The organism is Myxococcus sp. CA056 (genome assembly GCF_013336715.1).
GTDB lineage: Bacteria > Myxococcota > Myxococcia > Myxococcales > Myxococcaceae > Myxococcus > Myxococcus llanfairpwllgwyngyllgogerychwyrndrobwllllantysiliogogogochensis.
In genome coordinates, this window is the sequence record NZ_JABUMT010000003.1 from 101,564 (window position 1) to 123,197 (window position 21,634).

At 69.7% G+C, this 21,634-nt stretch carries 18 protein-coding genes; 7 read left to right on the plus strand and 11 right to left on the minus strand.

The genetic code is table 11. The features are described from left to right. Positions 1 to 50: 50 nt before the first annotated feature. From HUA76_RS14960 to HUA76_RS15005, 10 genes are all read right to left on the minus strand, one after another. Positions 51 to 770, minus strand: coding sequence for a hypothetical protein (locus HUA76_RS14960; protein ID WP_371823478.1), 720 nt, complete (start codon positions 768 to 770; stop codon positions 51 to 53). 50 nt (positions 771 to 820) lie between these two features. After that, positions 821 to 2,593 (minus strand): hypothetical protein, encoded by a 1,773-nt coding sequence (locus tag HUA76_RS14965; protein WP_174461263.1) that lies wholly within the window; start codon positions 2,591 to 2,593, stop codon positions 821 to 823. Positions 2,594 to 2,644: 51 nt separating this feature from the next. Further along, entirely contained in the window at positions 2,645 to 4,561 is a 1,917-nt protein-coding gene (locus tag HUA76_RS14970) for a HEAT repeat domain-containing protein (RefSeq protein WP_174461264.1), read from the minus strand. Between the two features lie 129 nt (positions 4,562 to 4,690). Further along, a complete protein-coding gene (locus HUA76_RS14975; protein WP_174453469.1) occupies positions 4,691 to 6,880 on the minus strand; it encodes a hypothetical protein in 2,190 nt (729 codons plus the stop codon). Positions 6,881 to 7,120: 240 nt separating this feature from the next. Further along, positions 7,121 to 7,672 carry an ECF-type sigma factor gene (locus HUA76_RS14980; protein WP_174453468.1) on the minus strand — a complete coding sequence of 184 codons (552 nt, stop codon included), beginning with the start codon at positions 7,670 to 7,672 and terminating at the stop codon, positions 7,121 to 7,123. A gap of 363 nt (positions 7,673 to 8,035) precedes the next feature. Continuing rightward, positions 8,036 to 9,793 (minus strand): sensor histidine kinase KdpD, encoded by a 1,758-nt coding sequence (locus HUA76_RS14985; RefSeq protein WP_174461265.1) that lies wholly within the window; start codon positions 9,791 to 9,793, stop codon positions 8,036 to 8,038. Then, on the minus strand, positions 9,790 to 10,497 hold the full coding sequence (locus tag HUA76_RS14990; protein WP_141643546.1) for a response regulator transcription factor: 708 nt from the start codon (positions 10,495 to 10,497) through the stop codon (positions 9,790 to 9,792). The genes HUA76_RS14985 and HUA76_RS14990 overlap by 4 nt, the downstream gene beginning before the upstream one ends. A 9-nt stretch (positions 10,498 to 10,506) precedes the next feature. Further along, positions 10,507 to 11,745 carry a VWA domain-containing protein gene (locus tag HUA76_RS14995; protein WP_174461266.1) on the minus strand — a complete coding sequence of 413 codons (1,239 nt, stop codon included), beginning with the start codon at positions 11,743 to 11,745 and terminating at the stop codon, positions 10,507 to 10,509. A 99-nt stretch (positions 11,746 to 11,844) separates the two neighbouring features. Beyond that, positions 11,845 to 12,453 (minus strand): Uma2 family endonuclease, encoded by a 609-nt coding sequence (locus HUA76_RS15000; RefSeq protein WP_254614246.1) that lies wholly within the window; start codon positions 12,451 to 12,453, stop codon positions 11,845 to 11,847. Between the two features lie 182 nt (positions 12,454 to 12,635). Next, the gene (locus HUA76_RS15005) at positions 12,636 to 13,070 is read right to left on the minus strand and encodes an arginine repressor (RefSeq protein ID WP_141643548.1); all 435 of its coding nucleotides are present in this window, start codon (positions 13,068 to 13,070) and stop codon (positions 12,636 to 12,638) included. A gap of 170 nt (positions 13,071 to 13,240) precedes the next feature. Here HUA76_RS15005 and HUA76_RS15010 point away from each other — a divergent pair, with 170 nt between their 5' ends. From HUA76_RS15010 to argC, 7 genes are read left to right on the plus strand one after another with little or no spacing between them, the layout of a single operon-like run. After that, the gene (locus tag HUA76_RS15010) at positions 13,241 to 14,251 is read left to right on the plus strand and encodes an N-acetylornithine carbamoyltransferase (RefSeq protein ID WP_174461267.1); all 1,011 of its coding nucleotides are present in this window, start codon (positions 13,241 to 13,243) and stop codon (positions 14,249 to 14,251) included. Positions 14,252 to 14,302: 51 nt separating this feature from the next. Further along, positions 14,303 to 15,229 carry an acetylglutamate kinase gene (argB, locus tag HUA76_RS15015; protein WP_141643550.1) on the plus strand — a complete coding sequence of 309 codons (927 nt, stop codon included), beginning with the start codon at positions 14,303 to 14,305 and terminating at the stop codon, positions 15,227 to 15,229. Further along, positions 15,226 to 16,287 (plus strand): M20/M25/M40 family metallo-hydrolase, encoded by a 1,062-nt coding sequence (locus HUA76_RS15020; RefSeq protein WP_174461268.1) that lies wholly within the window; start codon positions 15,226 to 15,228, stop codon positions 16,285 to 16,287. Before argB ends, HUA76_RS15020 begins: the two co-directional genes overlap by 4 nt. Then, a complete protein-coding gene (gene argH, locus HUA76_RS15025) occupies positions 16,280 to 17,629 on the plus strand; it encodes an argininosuccinate lyase (protein WP_174461269.1) in 1,350 nt (449 codons plus the stop codon). Before HUA76_RS15020 ends, argH begins: the two co-directional genes overlap by 8 nt. Before the next feature lie 26 nt (positions 17,630 to 17,655). Continuing rightward, complete coding sequence (gene argG / locus HUA76_RS15030) at positions 17,656 to 18,849, plus strand: argininosuccinate synthase (RefSeq protein ID WP_141643553.1); 1,194 nt, start codon at positions 17,656 to 17,658, stop codon at positions 18,847 to 18,849. A 1-nt stretch (position 18,850) separates the two neighbouring features. Next, positions 18,851 to 19,912, plus strand: coding sequence for a hypothetical protein (locus HUA76_RS15035; protein WP_141643554.1), 1,062 nt, complete (start codon positions 18,851 to 18,853; stop codon positions 19,910 to 19,912). Then, a complete protein-coding gene (argC, locus tag HUA76_RS15040; protein WP_141643555.1) occupies positions 19,909 to 20,976 on the plus strand; it encodes an N-acetyl-gamma-glutamyl-phosphate reductase in 1,068 nt (355 codons plus the stop codon). Before HUA76_RS15035 ends, argC begins: the two co-directional genes overlap by 4 nt. A gap of 69 nt (positions 20,977 to 21,045) precedes the next feature. Here argC and HUA76_RS15045 read toward each other — a convergent pair whose 3' ends face one another. Continuing rightward, the gene (locus tag HUA76_RS15045) at positions 21,046 to 21,624 is read right to left on the minus strand and encodes a hypothetical protein (protein ID WP_174453460.1); all 579 of its coding nucleotides are present in this window, start codon (positions 21,622 to 21,624) and stop codon (positions 21,046 to 21,048) included. Positions 21,625 to 21,634 lie beyond the last annotated feature (10 nt).

The following is a 21,634-nucleotide window of genomic DNA, read 5'->3' on the forward strand; positions in this document are numbered from 1 at the left end:
CGGGAGCGCGAGCGTCCCCCAAGACGCCCGCGTTCCTCACTCCCCTCGGGCTACGTGCAGATGCCCGGACGGACGCTGACGCAGCCCGCGGCTCCGCAGCGGGTGAAGAGCGTGCAGCGCCGGGCCTCGAAGTCGCCGAAGGCCCTCACGGAGGTGGAGCGGCGCCCGTCCGATTCCGTCTCCACGCACATGTCGAAGTCGGCGATGGGCGTGTTCGGAACCTCGAAGAACGCCTCGCCCGGATTGAGCATGCCGCTGGTGGTCGCGCACGTCATCGCGTTCGCGGCCGTCGTCGCGCGGACCTCCACGACGCGCACCGCGCACAGGTTCATGTCCTGGATGCCCACGGTGAAAATCGAGCCCCCCGGGTCACACGCCCCGCCCGTCACGGACTGGCAAGCGCCGCCCACGCAGTTGCCTCCCGCGTTGCACACCTGCGCGCCTGACGAGTTGCAGCACGCCTCCCCCAGGTCACCGCAGTTGCGGCACACCTCGCCGGCCGACTCCATCACGCACATCAGGGAGCCGCCGCAGACCCCGGAGGCGCCGCTGACGCAGCACTCCTGGCCCTCGGCGCCACACGAGATGCACGCCCCGCTGTTGCACACCAGCCCCGCGTTGCAGCTCGCGGAATCGGTGCGGCACGCGCAGCCCTCGGTTCCCGCCTGGCTGGGGTCGCAGCTCGGGGTGCTCCCCTGGCAGCTTCCACAGCCCGCCATGACGACCATGCACAGCATCAACAGCCCCCGCAGGGGTGAATTCAGGTTCACGATGGGATTCCTCATTCGCAGAGTCGATGGGAGAACGGTGTCGGTGGGGCTCATGGGCGCAGCACCAGATGCACGGTCTGCCCCTGGCCATCGATGGCGCGGACCAGGACCTCGAAGTCGTCAGAGACGGCCAGCGCCTCCACGAAGCGATAGCCCGCCTTGGTCAGCTCCTCGGGTGCCACCTGCGACAGCGGGACGCTCTTCTTGCCGTCCGGCGTGGAGATGAAAGCCGCCTGCGTCTTGCCATCCTCGGAGGTGGCGGTGCCCACGGCCCAGCCGCTGGTGTTGAGGGACACGGCCTTCCCCGACACGAAGCCCTCGGGCAGGGGCAGCCACTGCACGCCCTCCTTCGAGGACCAGCGGAAGGGCCTCAGCTTCTTGTCGGAGCCGCGCACCGTTCCCAGCACATGGCCCACGTCGTTGAGCGCGGTGACTTCCGACTCCTCGTCCACCAGGACCTGCTGCTCCTTGCGGACGATTCGCACCGCGCGAGCGCCCTTGCTGGTCGCCACGGTCGACGCGGACTCGCCCAGGGCGTTGAAGAAGATGCGGCCCGACGCGAGCCCCGCCAGCCCCTCGTGCTTCATGGGGCCCACCTCGTCCACCAGGTACACGGTGTCCTTGTCATCCGGCCAGCGCACCAGCGGCGTGCCATGGGCATTGCCCAGGAGCGCCTCGTAGCCGTCGACCCACAGCTCCGCGCCTGACTTCACCGTGCTGGACTTCAGGCGGAACGCGCTGGGGCCCTTGGACGTGTACGCGGTGCCGAAGACATCGCCACTGCCATTGACGCCCTTCACCTCCACGCGGTCCGCCTTGAGCACCTCCTGGAGCGGATATGCGACCGACTTCGCGGTGATCAGCGTGTCCGACTCCTGGTTCGCCAGCCGCGCCACCAACGCACCCCCATTCAGCAGGAAGCGCGGAATGGAGGACGCTGGCAGAAACTGCCAGTACTTGAAGGGGAACACTTCGACGATGCACTTGAAGACCGCGACCTTGAGCGTCTGGCGGATTCCTCCCGACGAGGCCTGGATGACGGTGGGACCGGACCAGTCCGGGGGCAGCCGCATGGTGAAACGCGCGGTGCGCTGGGCCTCGGGGACCCGCACGTTGAGCACGCCCACGCTCGCGTCCACGCTCAGCAACTCCACCAGCGCCCCTCCCGTGGGCGCGGGGCTGCTCAGCGTCACCTCGCCAATCAGCTCCGTCGGGTCCGGCGACTGGCAGCGGTTGGTGGACGTCAGCACGCGAACCGAGGCCAGGCGCGGACGGGGCACACCCGCGTAGGCCACGAACTGGCGGACCGTCACCGGCTCCGTCCAACCGACCTTGATGATGATGTCCGTGTAGCCGTCCACCCAGACCTGGCTGCCGGAGGTCAGCACCAGCTCCACGTTGTGCGGACACGAGGAGTGGGCACAGAACGGGTCATCCGCGCCGCGCACCTGCCGGGCAAAGGCCTTCAGCGTGCCGCGCACACGCGTGACGCTGTTGGCGCCTCCCAGGTAATAGGGGCTCGGGAGCGTGTCATCGAAGGTCCAGGTCAGGACGTTGCCGGAGCGCGAGCCGTACAGGTGCAGCACCAGGTCCGAGTTGATGCCGAAGTCGCGCGCGGGGACGTTGAGGTTCAGCGATCCGGACGCCTTGGGCAGCAGCCAGTAGCCCGTGGCGTAGTCGTTGCCCTTCACATGGATGCGAGCCGCGTTGAGGCGCACGTTCGTCCCGCGCCGCACGTCGTCCAGGACATCCGCCTGGGCCACCGGAGTCAACCAGAGGCCGAGCAAGGCCAGCAGGCCCAGCCTGTTCAGAATGCGTTTCATGAAGACCTCGAATACGTGGAGTGATTGAGACAGGGAGAGAGAGGCCGTGGCTCAGCCGTCACGCTGCGCGGAGGACTGGGCCATGAGGGACATGATGCGAGCGCGAAGTGAGGACTGCTGCCCCGGGCGCAGCGCGAGGGCCTGGAGCATCTGGTAGATGGGCGCGCTGCCGTCGAGCCGGTGGGTGATGACGTTCAGCAACGTGGACTCCGCGCCGGAGGCGAGCTGGCCGGAGACGACCCAGCCTCGCAGCCGCTCCAGGTCCGCCGCGTCCAGCGCGCGCGCGTCCAGGGCGTCGAGCAGCGCGGACTGCACCGCGCGGTCCTTCTCGAAGCCGAGCGAGTCCAGCAACATGCGAGTGGCCACTTCCTGCGGCGCGCGGCGCAGCGACTCCGCAGCGGCGGCGCGCACCTCCGCCGATTCCGCGCGCAGGTGGGGCCCCGCCTGGTCCAGCACGGACTCCAGGCCGGTGTTGCCCAGCGCGCGCAGCGCATGCGTGCGGTCCTCGTCGCTGCGTGCATCGCGCAGCGCGGCCTCCAGCGGACGCGCGTACGTCGCCACCTCCGGGTCACGCGGAGACAGGTGCGAGATGACGCCTCCCAACGCGTACGCGGACGCCCGCTCCGCTCCCACGTCGTTCGCCGCACGCGCCTGGGCGTTCATCGCGGTGAGCATCCGCCCCGTCTCCGGCTCGGGCTCGCGGAGGAAGCCGGCGCGCTGCACCATCAGTCCGAAGGAAGCCTCGTGCTCACGGGCCGCCGGCGACTGGAGCAGCGCGCGCATCGTGGCCTGGGCCTCCGCGTGGCCCGCCCCCGCCAGCAGGTCCATGGTGAGCTCGCGCAGTCCTGGCGACACCCCCTTGCGCTGGAAGCTCACCGCCAGCTCCCGCACACGCTCGGGCTCCAGCTTGAGCGCGGCGATGGCGCGGCGCACGAAGCCGTCCAGGCCCGCGATGGCCTCGGCGCTCGTCGCGGAGGAGAGCACCTGGAGCACCCGGTCCATCGTCATGCCATCGGCCTGGCTGCGCAGCAGGGCGACCTCCGGGTCTCCCTCGAACGCAATCTGCGCGGGCTGGCGGATGATGGTCTTCTCCCCTCCGGTCGCCAGCAGCGGCTTGAGCTGGCGGGAGGCGAACTCCACGCGCAGCCGCATCCGACGCGACATCAGCGCGCCGCCGTCGGTCCGCGAGGCATCCAGGGACTCGTCGTGGAACACGCCGGCCATGCGGCCCTCCGGGGTGCGCTCGAAGCGCGTGAGCGAGCGGAGGTCCTGCTGGAAGGGGGCGTTGCCACCCGCGGCCCGCAGCTTGTGGTAGCGCGAGCGACGGCGCGTCAGTCGCGCGTCACCGTCACCCTCGAAGCGGAAGTGGGCCTCCACGTCGCCCGTCTGGGTGGACTCGACGGCGCTCCACTCGGAGGCGTCGCGCAGCTCGGTGGGGAACAGCTCGGCGGCGAGCGTCTGCGTGAGCTGACGGAACATGGGCGGCTCGGCCTCCGAGAAGCGCACGGCCAGCAGCGCGCCCCGCGCATCCAGCTCCACCCACGCGGAGGCAGTCTGGGGAAGGTGCGCCGCCACGGCGGCCGCGTCGGGCAGGAGGACCTGGCCGGACAGCACGGCCTCGTGTCGCTCCAGGGACTTCAGCGCCAGGTGCAGGCGCGTGCCGGTGGGGCGCACCTCGAGCGCCTGGAGCGTCAGCGAGCCTTCCAGGTGCAGCGTGCCATCGAGCGTCGAGGACTCGCCGGCGGAGGGCAGTGGCAGCGACACGCGCTGGAGGTCGTCCCAGACGAAGCGGTAGACGCGCTCCTCACCCTGGGTCCACTGGTAGAGGGGCAGCCGAGAGTCGCTCACCACGGACGCGGTGTCGGCGCCGGGCGTGGTGGGGCGCGTGAAGTACCAGGCGGACAGCGAGCCGGTGAGCAGCAGGGTGGACAGCACGGCCGTGCGGACGGCGAGCCTCGGGCGACGCATGAAGGACTCCAGGAATCAGACTGAAGAGGACTGGGAAGGAGCCACCCCGGCATGCCCGCACCGGGGTGGATGGAAGGGGGTCCGGCCCCTTCTCGAAGGGAGGGACCGGACCCGGACCCGCACGTGTGGCTAGAAGAGCTGCGCCACCGGCACGGTCACTTGCTGGGTGTAGATGTTGTGCTTCATGCCGAACCCGCTCCAGCTGAAGATGGGGAACTCCGCGTGGGCCGGTCCCAGCTCGGCGTAGAGCATGATGCGGCCGTCGAGGAAGCGCGCCTCGATGTCGAGCTTCGACGTGAGCCGCAGGAACAGCGTGTTCGGGTTCGTCGGGTGCGAGGGCGAGCTCAGGTAGATGCCAATGTCGCTGTAGAGCGGCAGGTTCACACGGGTGAGGACCACCTCTCCGCGCACGGCCACCTGGAACTGGGGAATGCCGATACCCACGGAGGCGAAGCCGTTGACCGTGAGGTAGGGGGTGACGGTGCCGAACAGGTCCACGCCCAGCAGGTCCGCGGCGCAGTCGCGGGTGACGGCCCCGCCGAGGGAGATCTTGATGCCCGTCTCCGCGGAGACGCCGCCCTTGACCGTGACGGGGATGAACCACACCAGGAAGGTGGTGGACGCCTGGGCGGCGTCGCTCTTGAAGAAGGGCTTGTCCTCCGCGAAGGTGATGCGCAGCGGGTAGTGCATGTCGTGGTTGTAGACACTGAGGCCCAGCACGCGAGCGCCCAGCTGGAGCCGGATGCCGTTGCCCTCGGTGCCCGCGCCGCCGTGGACGTGGACGACCTCGAACGGCGTGGGGCTGAACACGTTCACATATGCGTTGAACTCCGCGTAGAGCCGCGCGTTGTAGTCACACCACGGGCCCTCGAACCCGAACCCCTTCGCCTTCAGGTCCGCGCCCGGCGCGGTGATTTCCCAGCCCGCCTTGTAGTCGTAGCCACCGCCGAACATGCTGTCGCCGGAGTAGCCGCTGTCGCCGTGCTCACCGCCGTGGCGCACCAGGCCCGAGGACGGGTCCACCGGCACATCCAGCGCCGCGATGTGCGCGCCGTAGATGTTCAGGTACTGGGTGAGCAGCGAGGAGCTGAGCGTGTAGTCCTTCTGCTTCAGCGTGGAGAGCTTGAGCAGGTCCGCGTTGCGAACGAAGCTCTGCTCGCTGAAGTCGTTGCCCGTCAGGTTCAGACAGGCCTGCAGGTCCGCGGCGCGGCGCGGCGCCATGGCGGCCTCGAGCTGCCCCTTGTAGCGGCGCGGGCTCCAGTCGCAGGACGTCACGTTCGAAGTGTCCAGGCAGCCCTGCTCCTGGGCCTTCACCAGCCGCTCCTCGATGGCCTTGTCGAGCATGTAGAGGTGCTCGCCCACCTGATTGTTCAGCTCCTTCGGGTCCTGGTCCTGCTTCTTGAAGATGAGGACGGCCTGCTGCCACTCGGCGTAGACGGCCTCGCGCCGGCGCAGCAGGGCGGTGAAGACCTCCTGCTCCTCCTGACGCACGGTGAGCACGTCATCGGGGGTCTTGCTGAGCTGCTTGCTCATCGACTCGTGCCAGGCATCCGTCGGCGTGGCCCACTTGCGGGCCTCCTCGTTGTTGGCCAGGGACGCGGCCTCGCTGGTGAACTCGTAGCCATTGATGCCGTCCGGGTACGGGCCCGGAGCGAACTCGAAGTACGCGTTCTTGGCCACCGCCTGGTCCGCCCAGATGGGCGCCAGCTTCTTCTGGTCGCGGCTGTAGAGCGTGCGGTTGGCGATTCCGTTCGCGCCGTACGCCGCGTTGAAGAGCGCGCGGTAGTCATCACCGTACTGGCCCGCCAGCCGCTCGAAGCGGCTGTAGCCCAGGTACTTCTCGTCCACGAACTCCTGGCACGACGTGATTTGCGTTCCGTTCTTGTCCCAGGCCTCCAACTGGATGAGGTACGCCTTCTCCGCCTTGGTCAGGTTCTCCAGCCGCTTGCGGTAGAGCACCTGGCCCTTGAGCACCTGGCCCGCGAGCCCCTGGTCCATGCCGGTGAAGCGGGTGGTGCCCAGCTTGACGGGCTGAGTCGCCACCGTCGCCGTCTTGCCACCGAGTTCCTCCGGCAACAGCACTACCTTCTTGGCCGCCAGTTCCCAGCGCGCCTTCCACTCCGACTCCGTGAGGTCCTGGCAATACGCGTCGTGGGCCTGGCCGCAACTGCTCGAGCGGTAGTCCACGTTCGCGCACTGCTCGAGCACCGGCGTCGGGCAGTCGGCCGCGAGACTCGCGGGCGCCGCCAGAATCGTCGCCGACAATCCGGCCCAACGCAGCGGGCTCCCCAACAGACCCACCTTCATCCCCTTGGTCATATGCAGCTTCGTCCTTGGTGTGGGGCCGGCTTCGGGCTCGGCCCGCGCAGCCAGAGAGCACACGCTGTGCCGCGCGCTTCTCACTCGGGGACACGAGGAGACACGCGGGCCAGACGAGGACCCCGGGACAACAAGGCGATGGGGGCCGTTGCCTGCGAGGCAACACCCCACGCGTGACGAGGCACCAGGCCTCTTGGTTCGAGGGCCCGGGCTCCGCCAGCCACGCATGGGCTCAGGGAATCAGTGGCCTACGCGCTCGCACAGGCCCAGGCGCGCGTAGGTCCAGTCGCGTCGGACGGTGGCGGGAACCACGCCGAGCACCGCCGCGGTCTCCTGGATGCCCAGGCCCGCGAAGTAGCGCAGCTCCACCACCCGGGCCAGCCGGGGCTTGAACGCCTCCAGCTCCACCAGCACCCGCTCCAGGTCCAGCACGTCGATGTCGACGCCGACCGGAACCTCGAAGACCTCGTCGCGAAGGAACAGCGGCTCGCGCCGCGCATCGCTCCGCCGGGCATTGCGCACCCGCACGCCCTCCACCAGCACCCGGCGCATCGCCTGGGCTCCCGCGCCCAGGAAGTGCCTCCGCCGGTCCGCATCCGCCACGTCCCCCGCGAGACGCAGCCAGATGTCTCGCAGGAGCATCATCGGACGCATTGAAAGGCGGGGTGACTCACCATTCATGTCCGAGTGCGTCATCTCTCGGAGTTCCTGGTACGCCACCCACCGCAGTGCGTCCCGAGCCTCCGCGTTCCCGTTGCGAGCGCCGTCCAGCAGCGATGTCATCTCCGACATGCCCATGGTGTCCTCCTGGGTCTCACATCCCATCGAGTCGCTTCGCCACGTCTGCCTACGATTTCGAACGAGGACGCCCGTAAATCTTGAGAACAAAGAATTGTTTTTCGCGGATGCCGACAATTCCCTGCCCGGTGGGATGACCCAACCTGTGCTCTCAAGGTGGGTCGGCGCAATGCGCGCTCGCAAGTATTTCTTATTTTTCTTGTTTATCTACATTTCCAAGGATGACTGGGATACGTTCGCGGCGCGGGCGCCCATGCGGGCTCCTCTGCGGGCGTGAGGACGACGTCGACCGCCTGACAGGCGAACGCCTCCCTCACCGGGCAGGCGCCCGCGGCCACCCGGGAGTCGCGGCGGACGTCAGGCGGCGGGAAGCCAGAGCACGAAGCGCGCGCCGCGCCCGCGCACCCGCTCATGGCGAAGGTCTGCGCGCATGCTCCGCGCGAGCCGCCTGCAGAGCGCCAGCCCCAGTCCCACGCCGGGCGCGGACTTCGCCGCCGTCTGCACGGATTTGGAGAACGGCTCGAAGAGCTTGCGCGCCGTGGCCGCGTCCACGCCCGGCCCGTGGTCCCTCACCACCAGACCCACCGTCGCGCCGCGCCGCTCCAGTTGCACGAGGATGCGCTTGTCCACCGCGCCCGCCGCGTACTTGGAAGCGTTGTCCACCAGGTTGAAGAGCACCTGCTCCACCGCCGACGGGTCCGTCAGCACCACCACGTCGGCAGGCACCTCCACGCACAGCGACATGCCCGCCTGGAGCGCGCGCTGAGAGAGCCGCTCCTCCATCCGGGACAGCAGCGTGCCCACCGCCACCCGCTCCAGCCTCGCGGGGGTGCGTCCCCGTTCGAGGCGGGCATAGGCCAGCACGTTCTCCACCAGGTGGCTCAGCCGCTCCGCCTCGCGGTGGAGGATGTCGAAGTATTCCTGGCGGCGCTCCGCGTCGGGGACCATCCCCGCCGACAGCATCTCCGTGTACATCCGGAACGTCGTCAGCGGCGTGCGCAGCTCATGCGTCACCGCCGAGACGAACGCGCCCCGCCGCTCGCTCAGCGACATCACCCCGCCCAGCAGCGACACCACGGCCACGCCCGCGAGCACCACGCCACTCCACGCCACCATCAACACCAGGGGCAGTGAGGACAACGCGCCGGATGAGCCCTCCTCGCCTGGTGCCGCGCCCGGCACCAGCCGCACCGGCAGCGACGCCAGCAGCCGCCCCTCCCCTTTCGCTGTCTCGGAGCCCTTCACCGGCTCCAGCGTCGCGCCCGGCAGCAGGTCCTCCACCTTCCCCTGCAGCCAGCGCTGAAGCGCGGGCCAGTCCAGCCAGCAGCCTTGGAGATATTCCTGGCCGTCGACCTGGACACGCCGGCCGAGCAGCAGGGCATCCCCCACCCAGATGGCCCGCATCTCCTCGACCACTTCGCGGGCGGCGACGTTCTCCGCCGGCGCCATGTTGCCGTAACCCACCATGTTCTGGCTCGCGGCCTGGCGCGCGCTGCGGGAGCGCGCATCGAACTCGCTCGCGTTCTTCGTCCACTGGAGCGCATCCCCCAATTTGTTCCCACTCGACCGACGCGCCACGGGCTCCCCATCCGAGGGCGCACGCATCGCCAGCGCCTCCCGCACGTTGGCGCTCCGCAGCAGCAGCGACACGCGATCCAGCCGCTCGCGCAGGACGTCCGCGTCGACACCCGGGTGCGCCAGGTGCGCCAGGCTTCGCAGCTCGGGCTCCATCACCTGGGGCGAGGACACCTCGCCATCAGGCCCCATCTGGAAGTGAAGCAGGACGTGCTCCGGCGGGCCCGAGAGCAGGGGCGAGGCCACCCAGGCCTGTCCCCTGGCAAGGGGCCGCCGCTGTCCGTCCAGAATGCCGCGCGCGGGAGCCACGGCCGCATACGACTCCACCGCCACCGCGCTCTCCCGGGCCACCAGCGGCAGCAGCTCCGAGTCGAGCCGCCACAGCGCCAGCCGCACGTTCTCCTCTCGCGCCGCGCTCTCACGTGCCTGACGGTCCGTGCGGTCCAACCGCAAGGCGAAGACGGACAGCCACACCACACCGGCCAGGGCGAGCAGCAGACAGGCGCTCACCGCGAGCCAGACACGCCAGGAGCGAATCATCCCGGGCCGCCCGGCGCGGAGAACATGTAGCCCTTGCCTCGCACCGTGAGGATGACGCGGGGCTCGGCCGAGTCGTCGCGCAATTTCTCCCGGAGGCGCGCCATCGTCATGTCCACCGTGCGCGTCTGCACGCTCCTCGCGGGCAGGTGCCAGACGCGCTCCAGCAGCTCTTCCCGGGAGATGGCCCGGTTGGCGTTGTCGCCCAGGTAGCGCAGCGCCTCGGCCTCGCGCTCGGAGAGGTCCGTCCGGGAGCCGTCGTCGAAGCTCAGCTCCCGGCGCTCCACCACGAAGTGGCCTCCGGGGAAGTCCACGCGGGAGGCGCCCTGGGGCCGCTCCGCCGAGCGTCGGAGCACCGCGCCCGCGCGTGCCAGCAGCTCACGCACCGAGAAGGGCTTCACCACGTAGTCGTCCGCGCCGAGCTTCAACCCCATCACCCGGTCCTCCTCCTGGCCCCGGGCGGTGAGGATGATGACGGGCAGCGTCGGCCGGCTCTTTCGCACGGCCCGGAGCAGGTCCAGCCCGTCACCGTCCGGGAGCACCAGGTCCAGCAGCACCAGGTCCACCGGAGTGCGTTCGGCCAGCCGCTGGCCTTCCTCCCGCACGCCCGCTTCGAGGACCTCGTAGCCCTCGAAGCGAAGCGCATCCACGATTCCGCGCCGGATGGCGGGGTCATCCTCGACGACGAGTACTCGGCGCGCGGCCATGACGGCATCCTACTCCAAGGTGAACTGACGCTTCGTCGCCTCGCGACGCACCACCTGACCGATGACCCCGTCCAGCGTGGACTCCTCCTCCGTGGGATTCTTCTTGCGAGCCTCCGCGAGGAACTCCTGACGCTGCCGGCCCAGCTCCTGGATGCGCTGCTGCAGCGCCGCCCGCTCCTTCTCCCGGGCCTCCAGCCACGCCTTGCGCCCGTCGCCGTCCAGGTTGCGCATCGGCTCGGGCAGGTCATCGGCGGCGACCGCGCCCAGGTCCACCTTGTTCTTCTTCACCGCGTCCACCAGGTCCCAGCTCTCGTTGGAGTAGTTCCCGGAGGACTTCGCCACCGAGCGCGCCGCCATGTTCTGCACCGACACGCCGCGCGAGAGGCTGTCCTGCTCCTGCTGCCGCATCTGGCTCGCCTTGCCGGAGGCGCCGCCATAGACGACGTACGTCTTGTTCAGCTCGGTGCCGAGCCGGGCAATCTCCTCGTCCTGCGGCGCGGGCAGCTCCACCACCTTCTGGTTCTGGTCGATGTTCATGTAGCTGCCATCGGCGAGCGTGGCGGCCGCCTTCCACTGGTCCGAGATGCCCTGCTCGTAACCACCGCAGTGGATGGTGTTCACGGTGATGCCCCGCTTGCTGGCGGCGGACACGGCCTCGCGGAAGTCGACGGGGCCCTGGGTGAAGGTCTCGTTGCCGGCGATGAAGATGAGCCGCATCGCGTCCGGGTTCGTGCTCCACGCGAGCTTCTGGCTGGCCTCCTGGATGACCTCGCCGCAGTGCTCGGAGCCACCGGAGGTCCTCAGGGCGAAGAGGCGCTCGGAGATGGCGTCCAGGTCCGTGGTGAAGGGCGTCAGCAGGCGAATCTCATTCGAGCCCGCGCCCTCCCCGGCGTAGCCGTAGGCGTAGAGGGCCAGTTCGAGCCTCGGAGCGGCGCCCCCACGTCGGGCCTGAGAGAAACGGTTCACGATGTTCCACAGCTGCGTGCGGGCCTGGTCCAACAGGCCGTCCATGCTGCCGCTGGTGTCCAGCAGCAGGGCAATCTGGATGACGGGGGCCGAGGCATCGGCCGGCACGGGCTTCGTCGGGGTGGGGACCTCCACGCGAGGAGGAGGGACCACCGCCACGGGAGCGGGACGCGGCACCTCGGGAGGAGGCGGCGTGGACGCGGGCTTGCCCAGCAGGAGCGCGGAGAGCGCGAGCACCGTGGCCGAGCCAAGGATGACAGGGAGCTTGAGGGCCGGTTTCATCGTGAGTCCTTTCGTACGGCGGTGCCCTGAAGAGCACGCTGGGACAGTAACGATGGAGACCGTCCGAAAGGTGTAACCGCCGTGTAACCAGGTGCGTGGCTACCGCGCGTCCCAGAGGAAACCCAGCTCCAGCTCGAAGGCCTCGAAGGGCTCCGCGCGAACCCTCGCGTTCGCCTCATGAATGACGGGTGGGGCGTAGCTTCGTCCATCGAGGCGATGGACCTCCAACGTCCTGGCTATCGGATCGATGATCCAGACATGGCGCACGCCTTCGCGGGCATACAGGGGCAGCTTCAACGAGCGGTCCAGTCGCGACGTGGAGGGGGACAGCACCTCGCAGACCCAGTCCGGGACGACCGTGAAGCCGACCGTCTGCGGAAGCTCTGTCATCCGCTCACGTCGCCAGCCCGCGACATCCGGGACGAGGACATTTCCCCCGAACAGATGAAGCTCCGGCTCGTCCAAGATGAACCAGCCTCCAGGCCCGCCCCTTCCCCGGTCGAACGGTCCGCTCAACTCACCTCCCAGCCGGGACGACGCCAGCGCGTGCCGCGGTGCTGGCCGAGGGCTGACGTGCAGTTCCCCATCGATGAGCTCCCCGACCACCGTCTCGGGAAGCGCCTCCAGGTCCGCATAGGTGGCCGGTTTCTTGTCCATGACGTCCCCATATCCATAAGCCTCGCCGCCCAACCCCAGTTCCATGGTCATGCGAGGGGAATAACATCGGGGTCTGACGCGTGAGGGTGTCCATGTCGCTACCGCCCTCCCAGGTTGTATCGGCTGGACGGCGGACGCAAGGGGGGCGCTACACCGCCACCCGGCTCGGGCCACGCGCGTGCACGTCGTGCAATCACGCGGCCAGTGAGCGCCACGAACCAGGCACCGCCGACTCAGGCGCTCCGGAGCATCAGCCGCTCCACGACGGAGCGCACCTCGCGCAGCCGCGCGGGGTCCGTCACGGCGACAAAGATGGTGTCGTCGCCAGCCACCGTGCCAGCGAGCCCCGGCACCTCCGGCTCTCGGTCCAACGCCAACGCCAGGGCGGGCGCATAGCCAGGCCCCGTCTTCACCACGAGCATGTTCGGCGGAGCCTCGATGATGCTGACGCGCTGCCGCTCGGTGGCCACCACCGGCTCCATCGACGCGCGCTGATAGCGCCCGCCGACCTTCTGCACGCCCAGCTTCTTCAGCCGCCGCGACAGCGTGGACTGGCTCGGGGCCTGCCCTTCCGCCTCCAGCAGCTCCTGCAAGACCGCCTGATCGCTGATCTCCCGCTCCGAGATGAGCCGAAGGATTTCGTCGTCCAGGTTCATTCCCACCACCATGCATGCGCGTGAATTTCCATGCAAGGAACCCGCATGAAAGATTGCGGGAACATTACCCTTGCGCGTCGCGTCTTTCTGCATAATATCCGCGCCCCATTCGCGGAAATGCACGCATGCTGGTGCATATTCATCCACCTATGCATCCGGTCCAGGCCGGGGAGCGCAGGCCCATGAAGCACGTCACGCACATCAAGGATCTCGGCCCCGCGGGTGTAGAGGCCATCCTCGCGCAGGCCTCGGCCTGGAAGAAGACGCCTCCGGGTCGTCATCTGGAGGGGAGCATCCTCGGGATGGTGTTCTTCAACCCGTCGCTGCGCACGCGCACCTCGTTCGAGGCGGTGATGCTGCGCGGGGGTGGCAACGCCATCATCCTGGATGTCGGCTCGGGCGTGTGGAAGCTGGAGCACCGCGAGGGCGCGGTGATGAACCTGGACCGGGCCGAGCACCTCAAGGAGGCCGCGCCCGTCCTCTCGCGCTTCGTGGACATGCTGGGCGTGCGGACCTTCTCGCAGGGTGGCGGCGACGAGGAGGACGAGGTCGACCCCATCATCAACGCGTTCCGCAAGTGGGCCACCGTGCCCGTGGTCAGCATGGAGTCCGCGCGCGAGCACCCGTGCCAGGGCCTGGCGGACATGCTGACCTTGCGCGAGACGTTCGGCACCACGAAGAAGCTGCCCGTGACGCTGACGTGGGCGCCGCACATCAAGCCGCTGCCCAAGGCGGTTCCGAACTCGTTCCTCCTGAGCGCGGCGGCGGCCGGCTGTGAGGTGCGCGTGGCGCATCCTCCTGGCTTCGAGCTGCACCCCGCGGTGCGCGCGGAGGCGGAGGCGTACGCCAAGGCCACCGGCGGCAGCATCACCTACACCCACGACCAGGACGAGGCGCTCGCCGGCAGCCGCGCCGTCTACGCCAAGTCGTGGGGCCCGACGGCCGCCGCGGCCTTCTCCCCCAACGACGTCACCGCGCTGCTCGCGTCGTATTCCGGGTGGATGCCCACGCTGCGCACCATGGCGAGCGCGGCGAAGGATGCCGCTTTCCTGCACTGCCTCCCCGTGCGTCGCAACGTGGAGGTCGCCGATGAGGTCCTGGACCACTCCAGCAGTCGCGTGGTGGACGAGGCGGGCAACCGCTTCCACGTCCAGCGCGCCCTGCTCCACTGGATGCGCTCGCAGTCCCGCTGAGCGGCGCCACCCAGGCGCGCCTCTCCCCTTCTCTTCATTTCGAGGTCTCCCGTGCCCTTGTCACCCGACCCGTACTCCGCGCTTCGCAACGCCGCGCGCTATGTGCAGCAGTTCCGCCGCAAGACGTTCGTCGTGAAGCTCGGCGGCGCCATGCTGAGCGACCCGCGTCTGCGCCGCTCCGCGTGCGAGCAGATTGCCCTGCTGTGGACGTTCTCCATCCGCCCCGTCGTCGTGCACGGCGGCGGGCCCGAGCTGGACACGCTGTGTGACGCCCTCCACCTGCCGGTGGAGAAGGTGGCGGGCCGTCGCGTGACGTCCGCGCCCGTGCTGGACGCGGCGAAGATGGTGCTCGCCGGCAAGCTGCACACGGACCTGCTCGCGGACCTGCAGGCGGCGGGCGTGCCCTCCGTGGGCCTGAGCGGCGTGGACGCCGGTCTCATCAAGGCGCGCAAGCGTCCTCCCGTCATGGTGACGGAGCCGGGGGCCACCGAGGGCCGGCTGGTGGACTACGGCCTCGTCGGCGACATCGAGGCGGTGGACACGCGCGTGGTGGAGCACCTGCGCTCGGCCGACTACGTGCCCGTCATCGCGCCCCTCTCCGGCGGCGCGGACGGCGCCGTCTACAACACCAACGCGGACACCGTGGCGGCGGCGCTGTCGGTGGCCCTGTCGGCGGAGAAGCTCTTCTTCCTCGTCCAGGTGCCGGGCCTGCTGCGCGACTTGAATGACCCGACGTCGCTGGTGACGCTGGCGAACCTGACGGACCTGGCGACCATGGAGAACACGGGCGCCATCTCCGGCGGCATGCGTCCCAAGGCGCACGCCATCCGCCACGCGCTGGTGGGCGGCGTGGGCAGCGTGCATCTGGTGAGCGGCGTGGCACCCAACGCGCTGTTGGAGGAGGTCTTCACCAACGAGGGCAGCGGGACGATGGTGGTGCGCGAGAAGGCGCCGAAGAACGCGGGGAACGGGGGATGAAGGCGGCGGAGCTGCTCCAGGCGCTGGTGGCCATCCCCAGCGTTTCGGGTGACGAGCGACTCATCGCGGACACGGTGTCCGGGTGGGCGGAGGGCTGGGGTGCGCGCGTCCAACGGAAGGGCCACAACGTGTGGTTCTCCGTGGGAAGCGGGCCACGCCGGCTGCTCGTCAACTCGCACCTGGACACGGTGAAGCCGTGCGCCGGGTGGACGTACGCGCCCCACGCGCCCGAGTGGCGTGAGGACCGCCTGTACGGCCTGGGCAGCAACGACGCCAAGGGCTGCGTGACGGGGATGCTCGTCGCGGCCCGGACGCTCCTGAAGGAAGGTCCGCCCACGGGTGGAGAAATCGTCTTCGCCTTCACCGCCGAGGAGGAGACCGGAGGCCAGGGCCTGGGCACGCTGCTGCCGGACCTGGGGCCGCTGGACGCCGCGGTGGTGGGCGAGCCCACGAGCCTCAAGCCCTGCACCGCCCAGCGGGGCATGCTCCTCTTGCGCTGCACCGCGCACGGCCGCAGCTCGCATGTCGCGCACGCGCACAACGCGCAGGCGGTGAACGCCATCCACGTCGCGGCCGGAGACATCTCCACGCTGGCGGAGCTGCGCTTCCCGTCCCACCCGCTGCTGGGTGAGGCGCGGGCCCAGGTGACGCAGATTTCCGGAGGGCTGGCGCGCAACCAGGTGCCGGACGCCTGCGAGTTCTTCGTGGACCTGCGCACCACGCCGAGCATGGACCACGCGCAGGTGGCGACCCAGCTCGGTGGCGTGTTGAAGAGCGAGGTGAAGGTGCACTCGGCGCGGTATCTGCCGAAGGCGACGCTGTCGCATCAGCCCATCGTCCGGGCGGCCATCGCCGCGTCGGGCGAAGAGCCCGTGGGCTCCAGCACCACGTCCGACTGGGCCTTCCTGGGCGAGCTGCCCACGGTGAAGGTGGGTCCCGGCGACACCCTGCGCAGCCATCTGGCGGACGAGTTCATCACCCTGGCGGAGCTGGAAGCCGGCGCCGCCTTCTACACGCGCCTTCTGCGCGGCTACTTCGAGGAGGTGGCCCGTGGCTGAGACTCTGTGGGGCAAGGGCGCCGCGCTGGACGCGGTCATCCACCGGTTCACCGTGGGCGACGACCCCGTCGTCGACCTGGCGCTGACGCCGCACGACGCGCTGGGCAGCGCCGCGCACGCGCGCATGCTGGGCAAGGTGGGCCTGCTCAAGCCCGAGGAGTCCCGGGCGCTCGTCGGCGCTCTGAAGACGCTGCACGACGAGGCGCGCGCGGGCCACTTCACCATCCGCCCCGAGCAGGAGGACGGCCACACTGCGCTGGAGGCCGCGCTGGTGGAGCGCGTGGGCGAGCCGGGCAAGCGCATCCACCTGGCGCGCTCGCGCAATGACCAGGTGCTGCTCGCGGTGCGCCTCCTCCTGCGTGAAGAGGTCCTCGCGCTCGGCGCGGGCGCGGTGAAGCTGGCGGAGGCCTTCCTGGACTTCGCGCAGGCGCACGCCCACGTGGCGATGCCGGGCTACACCCATCTGCGGCGCGCCATGCCGTCGACGTTCGGCATGTGGGGCATGGCCTTCGCGGAGGGTCTGTTGGAGGAGCTGGAGGCGCTGCGCGGCGTGTGGGGACGGCTGGACCGCTGCCCGCTCGGCGCCGCCGCGGGCTTCGGCGTGCCGCTGCCCATCGACCGCGAATACGTCGCTCAGCTGCTCGGTTTCAGTCGGGTGCAGAGAAGCCCCATCGACGCGCAGAACGGACGCGGCCGTCACGAGTCCGCGGTGCTGGCCTGGGCCTGCAGCGTCGCGGGCACGCTGGAGAAGTGGCTGTGGGACGTGCAGCTCTACAGCACGGACGAGTTCGGCTTCCTCGGGCTGCCGGATGCGTTCACCACGGGCTCGTCCATCATGCCGCAGAAGAAGAACCCGGACGTGGTCGAGCTGGCGCGCGGGCGATGCCGCGAGCTGCAAGGACTGGCGCACCAGGTGGAAGCGGTGGCGGGCGGCCTGCCCTCCAGCTACCACCGCGACTTCCAGTTGCTCAAGCGCCCCACCTTCGCGGCGCTGGCGTCCAGCCGTGCGCTCCTGGACGTGCTCTCCCGTCTGGTGCCGGTGCTCCAGGTGAAGGCGGACGCCGCCGCGCGCGCTTGCGACGACACGCTCTACGCGGCCCACCACGCCTACACGCTGGTGGCCGGAGGACAGGCCTTCCGCGACGCCTACCGGCAGGTGGGCCGGGAGCTTTCGGACGGCACGTTCCACCCGGACCGCGAGGCCCTGACGGCCACCCACCTGGGTGGCGCCGGAAACCTGGGGCTGCCCCAGGCCCGTGAGGAGCTGGCCGCCGCGCGCGCCTGGCTCGACGACACCCACCGCGCCCTGGCCACGGCCACCTCGCGAGTGTGGGACGTATGAACGCCTTCCCCGTGAGGAGTGACGACATGAGCAAGAAGAACGTGGTGCTGGCCTTCTCCGGCGGACTCGATACCGCTTTCTGCACGGTGTACCTGCGCGAGCAGGGCTACGCCGTCACCACCGTCACGGTGGACACGGGCGGCTTCCCGCCCGAGCAGCTCGCGAGCATCGCGGCCCTGTCCGCGAAGCTGGGCGCCGTGGAGCACATCAAGGTGGACGCGCGCGGCACCCTCTTCCAGGGCTACCTGCGCTACCTCATCGCCGGCAACGTGCTGCGCGGGCAGCTCTACCCCCTGAGCGTGTCCGCGGAGCGGGCGTGCCAGGCGGTGGAGGTCGTCCGCGTGGCGCGCGAGAAGGGCGTGCAGTCGCTGGCGCACGGCAGCACCGGCGCGGGCAATGACCAGGTGCGCTTCGACGTGGCGTTCCGCTCGCTGGCCGGTGATTTGGAGCTGCTCACCCCCATCCGCACGCTGGGCCTGAGCCGCAAGGAAGAGCTGTCCTTCCTGGCCGAGCGCGGCATCCACATGCCGCCGAAGCTGGGCTCCTACTCCGTCAACGAGGGCATGTGGGGCACGTCCGTGGGCGGCAGCGAGACGCTCAACTCATGGAGCGCGCTGCCCGAGGCGGCCTTCCCCTCCGGGGAGATTCCCACCGACTTGAAGCCTCGTCCCCTGACGGTGGGCTTCGAGCAGGGCATCCCCGCGTCGCTGGACGGCAAGGCGCTGGGGCCGGTGGAGCTGGTGGAGGCGCTCAACGTGCTGGGGCGCCAGTACGGCATCGGCCGGGGCATCCACCTGGGCGACACCATCCTCGGCATCAAGGGCCGCGTGGGCTTCGAGGCGCCGGCCGCGCACCTGCTCATCACCTCGCACCGCGAGCTGGAGAAGCTGGTGCTGTCCGGCAAGCAGCTGTTCTGGAAGGAGACCGTGGGCAACCTCTACGGCTCGCTGCTGCACGAGGGGCACTTCTTCGACCCGCTCGTGAAGGACCTGGAGGCGTTCCTCACCTCCTCGCAGGACCGGGTGACGGGCGAGGTGCGGCTCGTGTTGCACCCTCGCTCCATCGTGGTGGAAGGCGTGCGCTCGCCCTATTCGTTGATGGACGCGAAGGTGGCGACGTACGGGGAAGCGAACGTGTTGTGGACGGGCTCGGAGGCCGCTGGCTTCGCCAAGCTGTACGGCGTCGCGCAGATGCTCTCGCACCGGGCGAAGGGAGGCTGACATGAAGGTCTTCGTCGACAAGGTGGGAAGCGTCACCCGCAACCTGGGCCTGGGGCGCACCGTGCACCTCACGCCCGAGGTCAAGGCCGAGGAAGGCGCCGTCATCGCCATCCGCATCCACGGGGAGAAGACGGTCTACAACCAGCTCGAGGACGTCCACGGGCGCCTCGTCACGCTGCACGCGGGCGACATCATGGTGGGCGCCCTGGGGCACCGCAACGCGCTGCACGGCTACGAGGGCGTGGTGCCGGAGTCCGTCACCGTGGGTCAGCGGCTGCACGTGCTGAACATGGGCGGCGTCATCGGCAAGTGCACGTCGCACAACCCCGGCGTGGGCATGCCCTTCGAGGCGGAAGTGCTGGGCCAGGTGCTCGAGTTCCCGGAGCTGATGTCGCGCAACGGGCAGCCGGCGCACGTGATGTCCGGCGCGCTCAAGGGCACGAACGTGGCAGTGAAGTGCCCCGTCGTCTACGTGGTGGGCACGTGCATGAACGCGGGCAAGACGTTCGCCGCCAGCGCCATGGTGCGCAGGCTTGCGCAGGCGGGCTACCGCGTGGGCGGCGCGAAGCTCACGGGCGTGTCGCTGATGCGTGACACGCTGAGCATGCAGGACTCCGGCGCGGACGTGGTGATGGACTTCACGGATGCGGGCATCGTCTGCACGGGGCCGCGCACGGCGGCGCGCGTGGCCAGGGTGCTGTTCTCCGAGCTGGCGGTGTCCGACGTGGACGTCATCGTCGCGGAGACGGGCGACGGCATCATGGGTGAGTACGGCGTCCAGGCGATTCTGGCGGACCCGGAGCTCAAGGCCCTCGCGGGCGCGTGGGTGATGTGCGCCAACGACCCGGTGGGCGCGGCCGGCGGCGTGCGGCACCTGAAGGAGACGTACGGCATCGACGTGGACGTGCTGGCCGGTCCGGCCACGGACAACGCGGTGGGCGTGCGCTTCGTGGAGCAGGTCGTGGGCGTGCCGGCGCGAAACGCTCGCGCGGACCCGGCGGCGCTGGGTGGTCTCATCCTGGAGAAGCTCTCGCCGAAGCTGGGCGCGGGGAGGAAGTCATGACGCGGGCGCATATCTACATCCTGGGGGCCTCCGGTTTCGGCGGAGGCGAGCTGTTGCGGATTCTCTCCGGGCACCCGGCCGTGGCCGGCATCCGCGTCGTGTCCCGGCACCACGCGGGCGAGCCCGTCCACAAGGTGCATCCGCATCTGCGCGGCCTGGTCGACGCGAAGTTCGAGGCGGAGCCGGACTGGCGCTGGCTCGCGGACTCGCAGCAGCCCGTGCTGTTCAGCGCGCTGGGTCACGGTGAGCTGGCCACGCAGTTCCTCGGCCTGGAGAAGAAGTGGGCCGAGGTGGGGCTCGCCGACCGCCTCCTGCTCGTGGACCTGTCCTCCGACTTCCGGTTGGACCACCCAGGACGGTACGCGGGCGCCTATGGCAAGCCGCACCCCGCGCCGGACCTGCTGGGCACCTTCACCTACGGCCTCACCGAGTGGAAGCGCGAGGAGATCAAGGGCGCCAGGCGCATCGCCAACCCCGGCTGCTTCGCCACCGCGGTGCAGTTGGCGCTCTTGCCCATCGCGTCCACGCCAGGCCTGGGCCTGCTGGCCGTCTCCGGTGTGACGGGCTCCTCCGGCTCCGGCTCGCTGCCGGGCGAGGGCACGCACCACCCGACGCGCGCGCACGACTTCCGCGCGTACAAGCCGCTGGAGCACCAGCACGAGGCCGAAGTCGAGGTCATGTTGGTGGCCCACGGCGCGCAGCGCCACCGGCTGGCCTTCGTGCCGCACTCGGCGCCCATGGTGCGCGGCATCTTCGCCACCGTGCAGTTCGAGTGGCCCGAGCACGGCGGCGCGGTGGTGACGCAGTCGCTGACGGACAAGTTCCGCCGCTATTACGAGGGCTCCAAGTTCGTCCGCATCGTCGAGGGCACTCCGCGCGTCGCCGCCGTCACCGGCAGCAACTTCTGCGACATCTCCGTGGCGACGAAGGGCCGCTCCGTGGCCGTCATGGCCGCGCTGGACAACCTGGTGAAGGGCATGGCCGGCCAGGCCGTGCAGAACTTCAACGTGTCCCTCGGCTTTCCCGAGGACACCGGGCTGCGTCAGGCCGCCTGCTACCCGTGAACGACGCCGCGCCCGCTCCGGTGGCCTCGGAGCGGGCGCGGTGGCCCACGGCCTGCTTCGCCGCGAGGGCTAGAGGACGCGGGTGATGGTGAGCTGAGCGATGCCCCCCAGCGAGGACACACCCGCGGGGTTCAGGCAGGCCAGGTTCAACAGCGCCGTCGTGTAGACAATCGACCAGGTCGCGGTGGAGCCGTAGTACTTCCCGTGCAGCACCGTGCCCGCATAGGTCACCACCGTCGTCAGGCCCACGACGCCGACCTCGACCGAGGTGTAGTCGAACCGGGACGTCTCTCCGGTGTTCCAGGTGATGGTGGCCTCGCCGGCCCCCGTCGTCAGCGGGCTCGAACACGTCAGCCCCGTCTGGAGGTTGGGGCCCGTCGATACGCTGCCGTTGAGGACCACCTGTCCGAGCACCGTCAGGCAGTTGCTGAAGGCCGAGGCCGTCGACACGTTGATGTTCTGCGGATTCATCGTCGCCGCTGGCGAGAAGGTCCGGGTGGACGTCCCCAACTCACAGATGACACTCACCGGCTCGACAGCGAGGGCCGAGCCCACCGGAGAGGCCAGCACCGCCAGGAACGCACCTCTCAGCAGCACGCTCCCGAGACGACGCACGTTTCCACCGGCAACCATATCGTCCATTTTCATGATGTCTCCA

What these genes read in the sequence shown, in the direction of transcription:
- HUA76_RS14965 (WP_174461263.1), bottom strand. Translation starts at nt 2,593, where the DNA reads ATGAAACGCATTCTGAACAGGCTGGGCCTGCTGGCCTTGCTCGGCCTC.
- HUA76_RS14970 (WP_174461264.1), bottom strand. Translation starts at nt 4,561, where the DNA reads ATGCGTCGCCCGAGGCTCGCCGTCCGCACGGCCGTGCTGTCCACCCTG.
- HUA76_RS14975 (WP_174453469.1), bottom strand. Translation starts at nt 6,880, where the DNA reads ATGACCAAGGGGATGAAGGTGGGTCTGTTGGGGAGCCCGCTGCGTTGG.
- HUA76_RS14980 (WP_174453468.1), bottom strand. Translation starts at nt 7,672, where the DNA reads ATGTCGGAGATGACATCGCTGCTGGACGGCGCTCGCAACGGGAACGCG.
- HUA76_RS14985 (WP_174461265.1), bottom strand. Translation starts at nt 9,793, where the DNA reads ATGATTCGCTCCTGGCGTGTCTGGCTCGCGGTGAGCGCCTGTCTGCTG.
- HUA76_RS14990 (WP_141643546.1), bottom strand. Translation starts at nt 10,497, where the DNA reads ATGGCCGCGCGCCGAGTACTCGTCGTCGAGGATGACCCCGCCATCCGG.
- HUA76_RS14995 (WP_174461266.1), bottom strand. Translation starts at nt 11,745, where the DNA reads ATGAAACCGGCCCTCAAGCTCCCTGTCATCCTTGGCTCGGCCACGGTG.
- HUA76_RS15000 (WP_254614246.1), bottom strand. Translation starts at nt 12,453, where the DNA reads ATGACCATGGAACTGGGGTTGGGCGGCGAGGCTTATGGATATGGGGAC.
- HUA76_RS15005 (WP_141643548.1), bottom strand. Translation starts at nt 13,070, where the DNA reads ATGGTGGTGGGAATGAACCTGGACGACGAAATCCTTCGGCTCATCTCG.
- HUA76_RS15010 (WP_174461267.1), top strand. Translation starts at nt 13,241, where the DNA reads ATGAAGCACGTCACGCACATCAAGGATCTCGGCCCCGCGGGTGTAGAG.
- HUA76_RS15020 (WP_174461268.1), top strand. Translation starts at nt 15,226, where the DNA reads ATGAAGGCGGCGGAGCTGCTCCAGGCGCTGGTGGCCATCCCCAGCGTT.
- argG (WP_141643553.1), top strand. Translation starts at nt 17,656, where the DNA reads ATGAGCAAGAAGAACGTGGTGCTGGCCTTCTCCGGCGGACTCGATACC.
- HUA76_RS15035 (WP_141643554.1), top strand. Translation starts at nt 18,851, where the DNA reads ATGAAGGTCTTCGTCGACAAGGTGGGAAGCGTCACCCGCAACCTGGGC.
- argC (WP_141643555.1), top strand. Translation starts at nt 19,909, where the DNA reads ATGACGCGGGCGCATATCTACATCCTGGGGGCCTCCGGTTTCGGCGGA.
- HUA76_RS15045 (WP_174453460.1), bottom strand. Translation starts at nt 21,624, where the DNA reads ATGAAAATGGACGATATGGTTGCCGGTGGAAACGTGCGTCGTCTCGGG.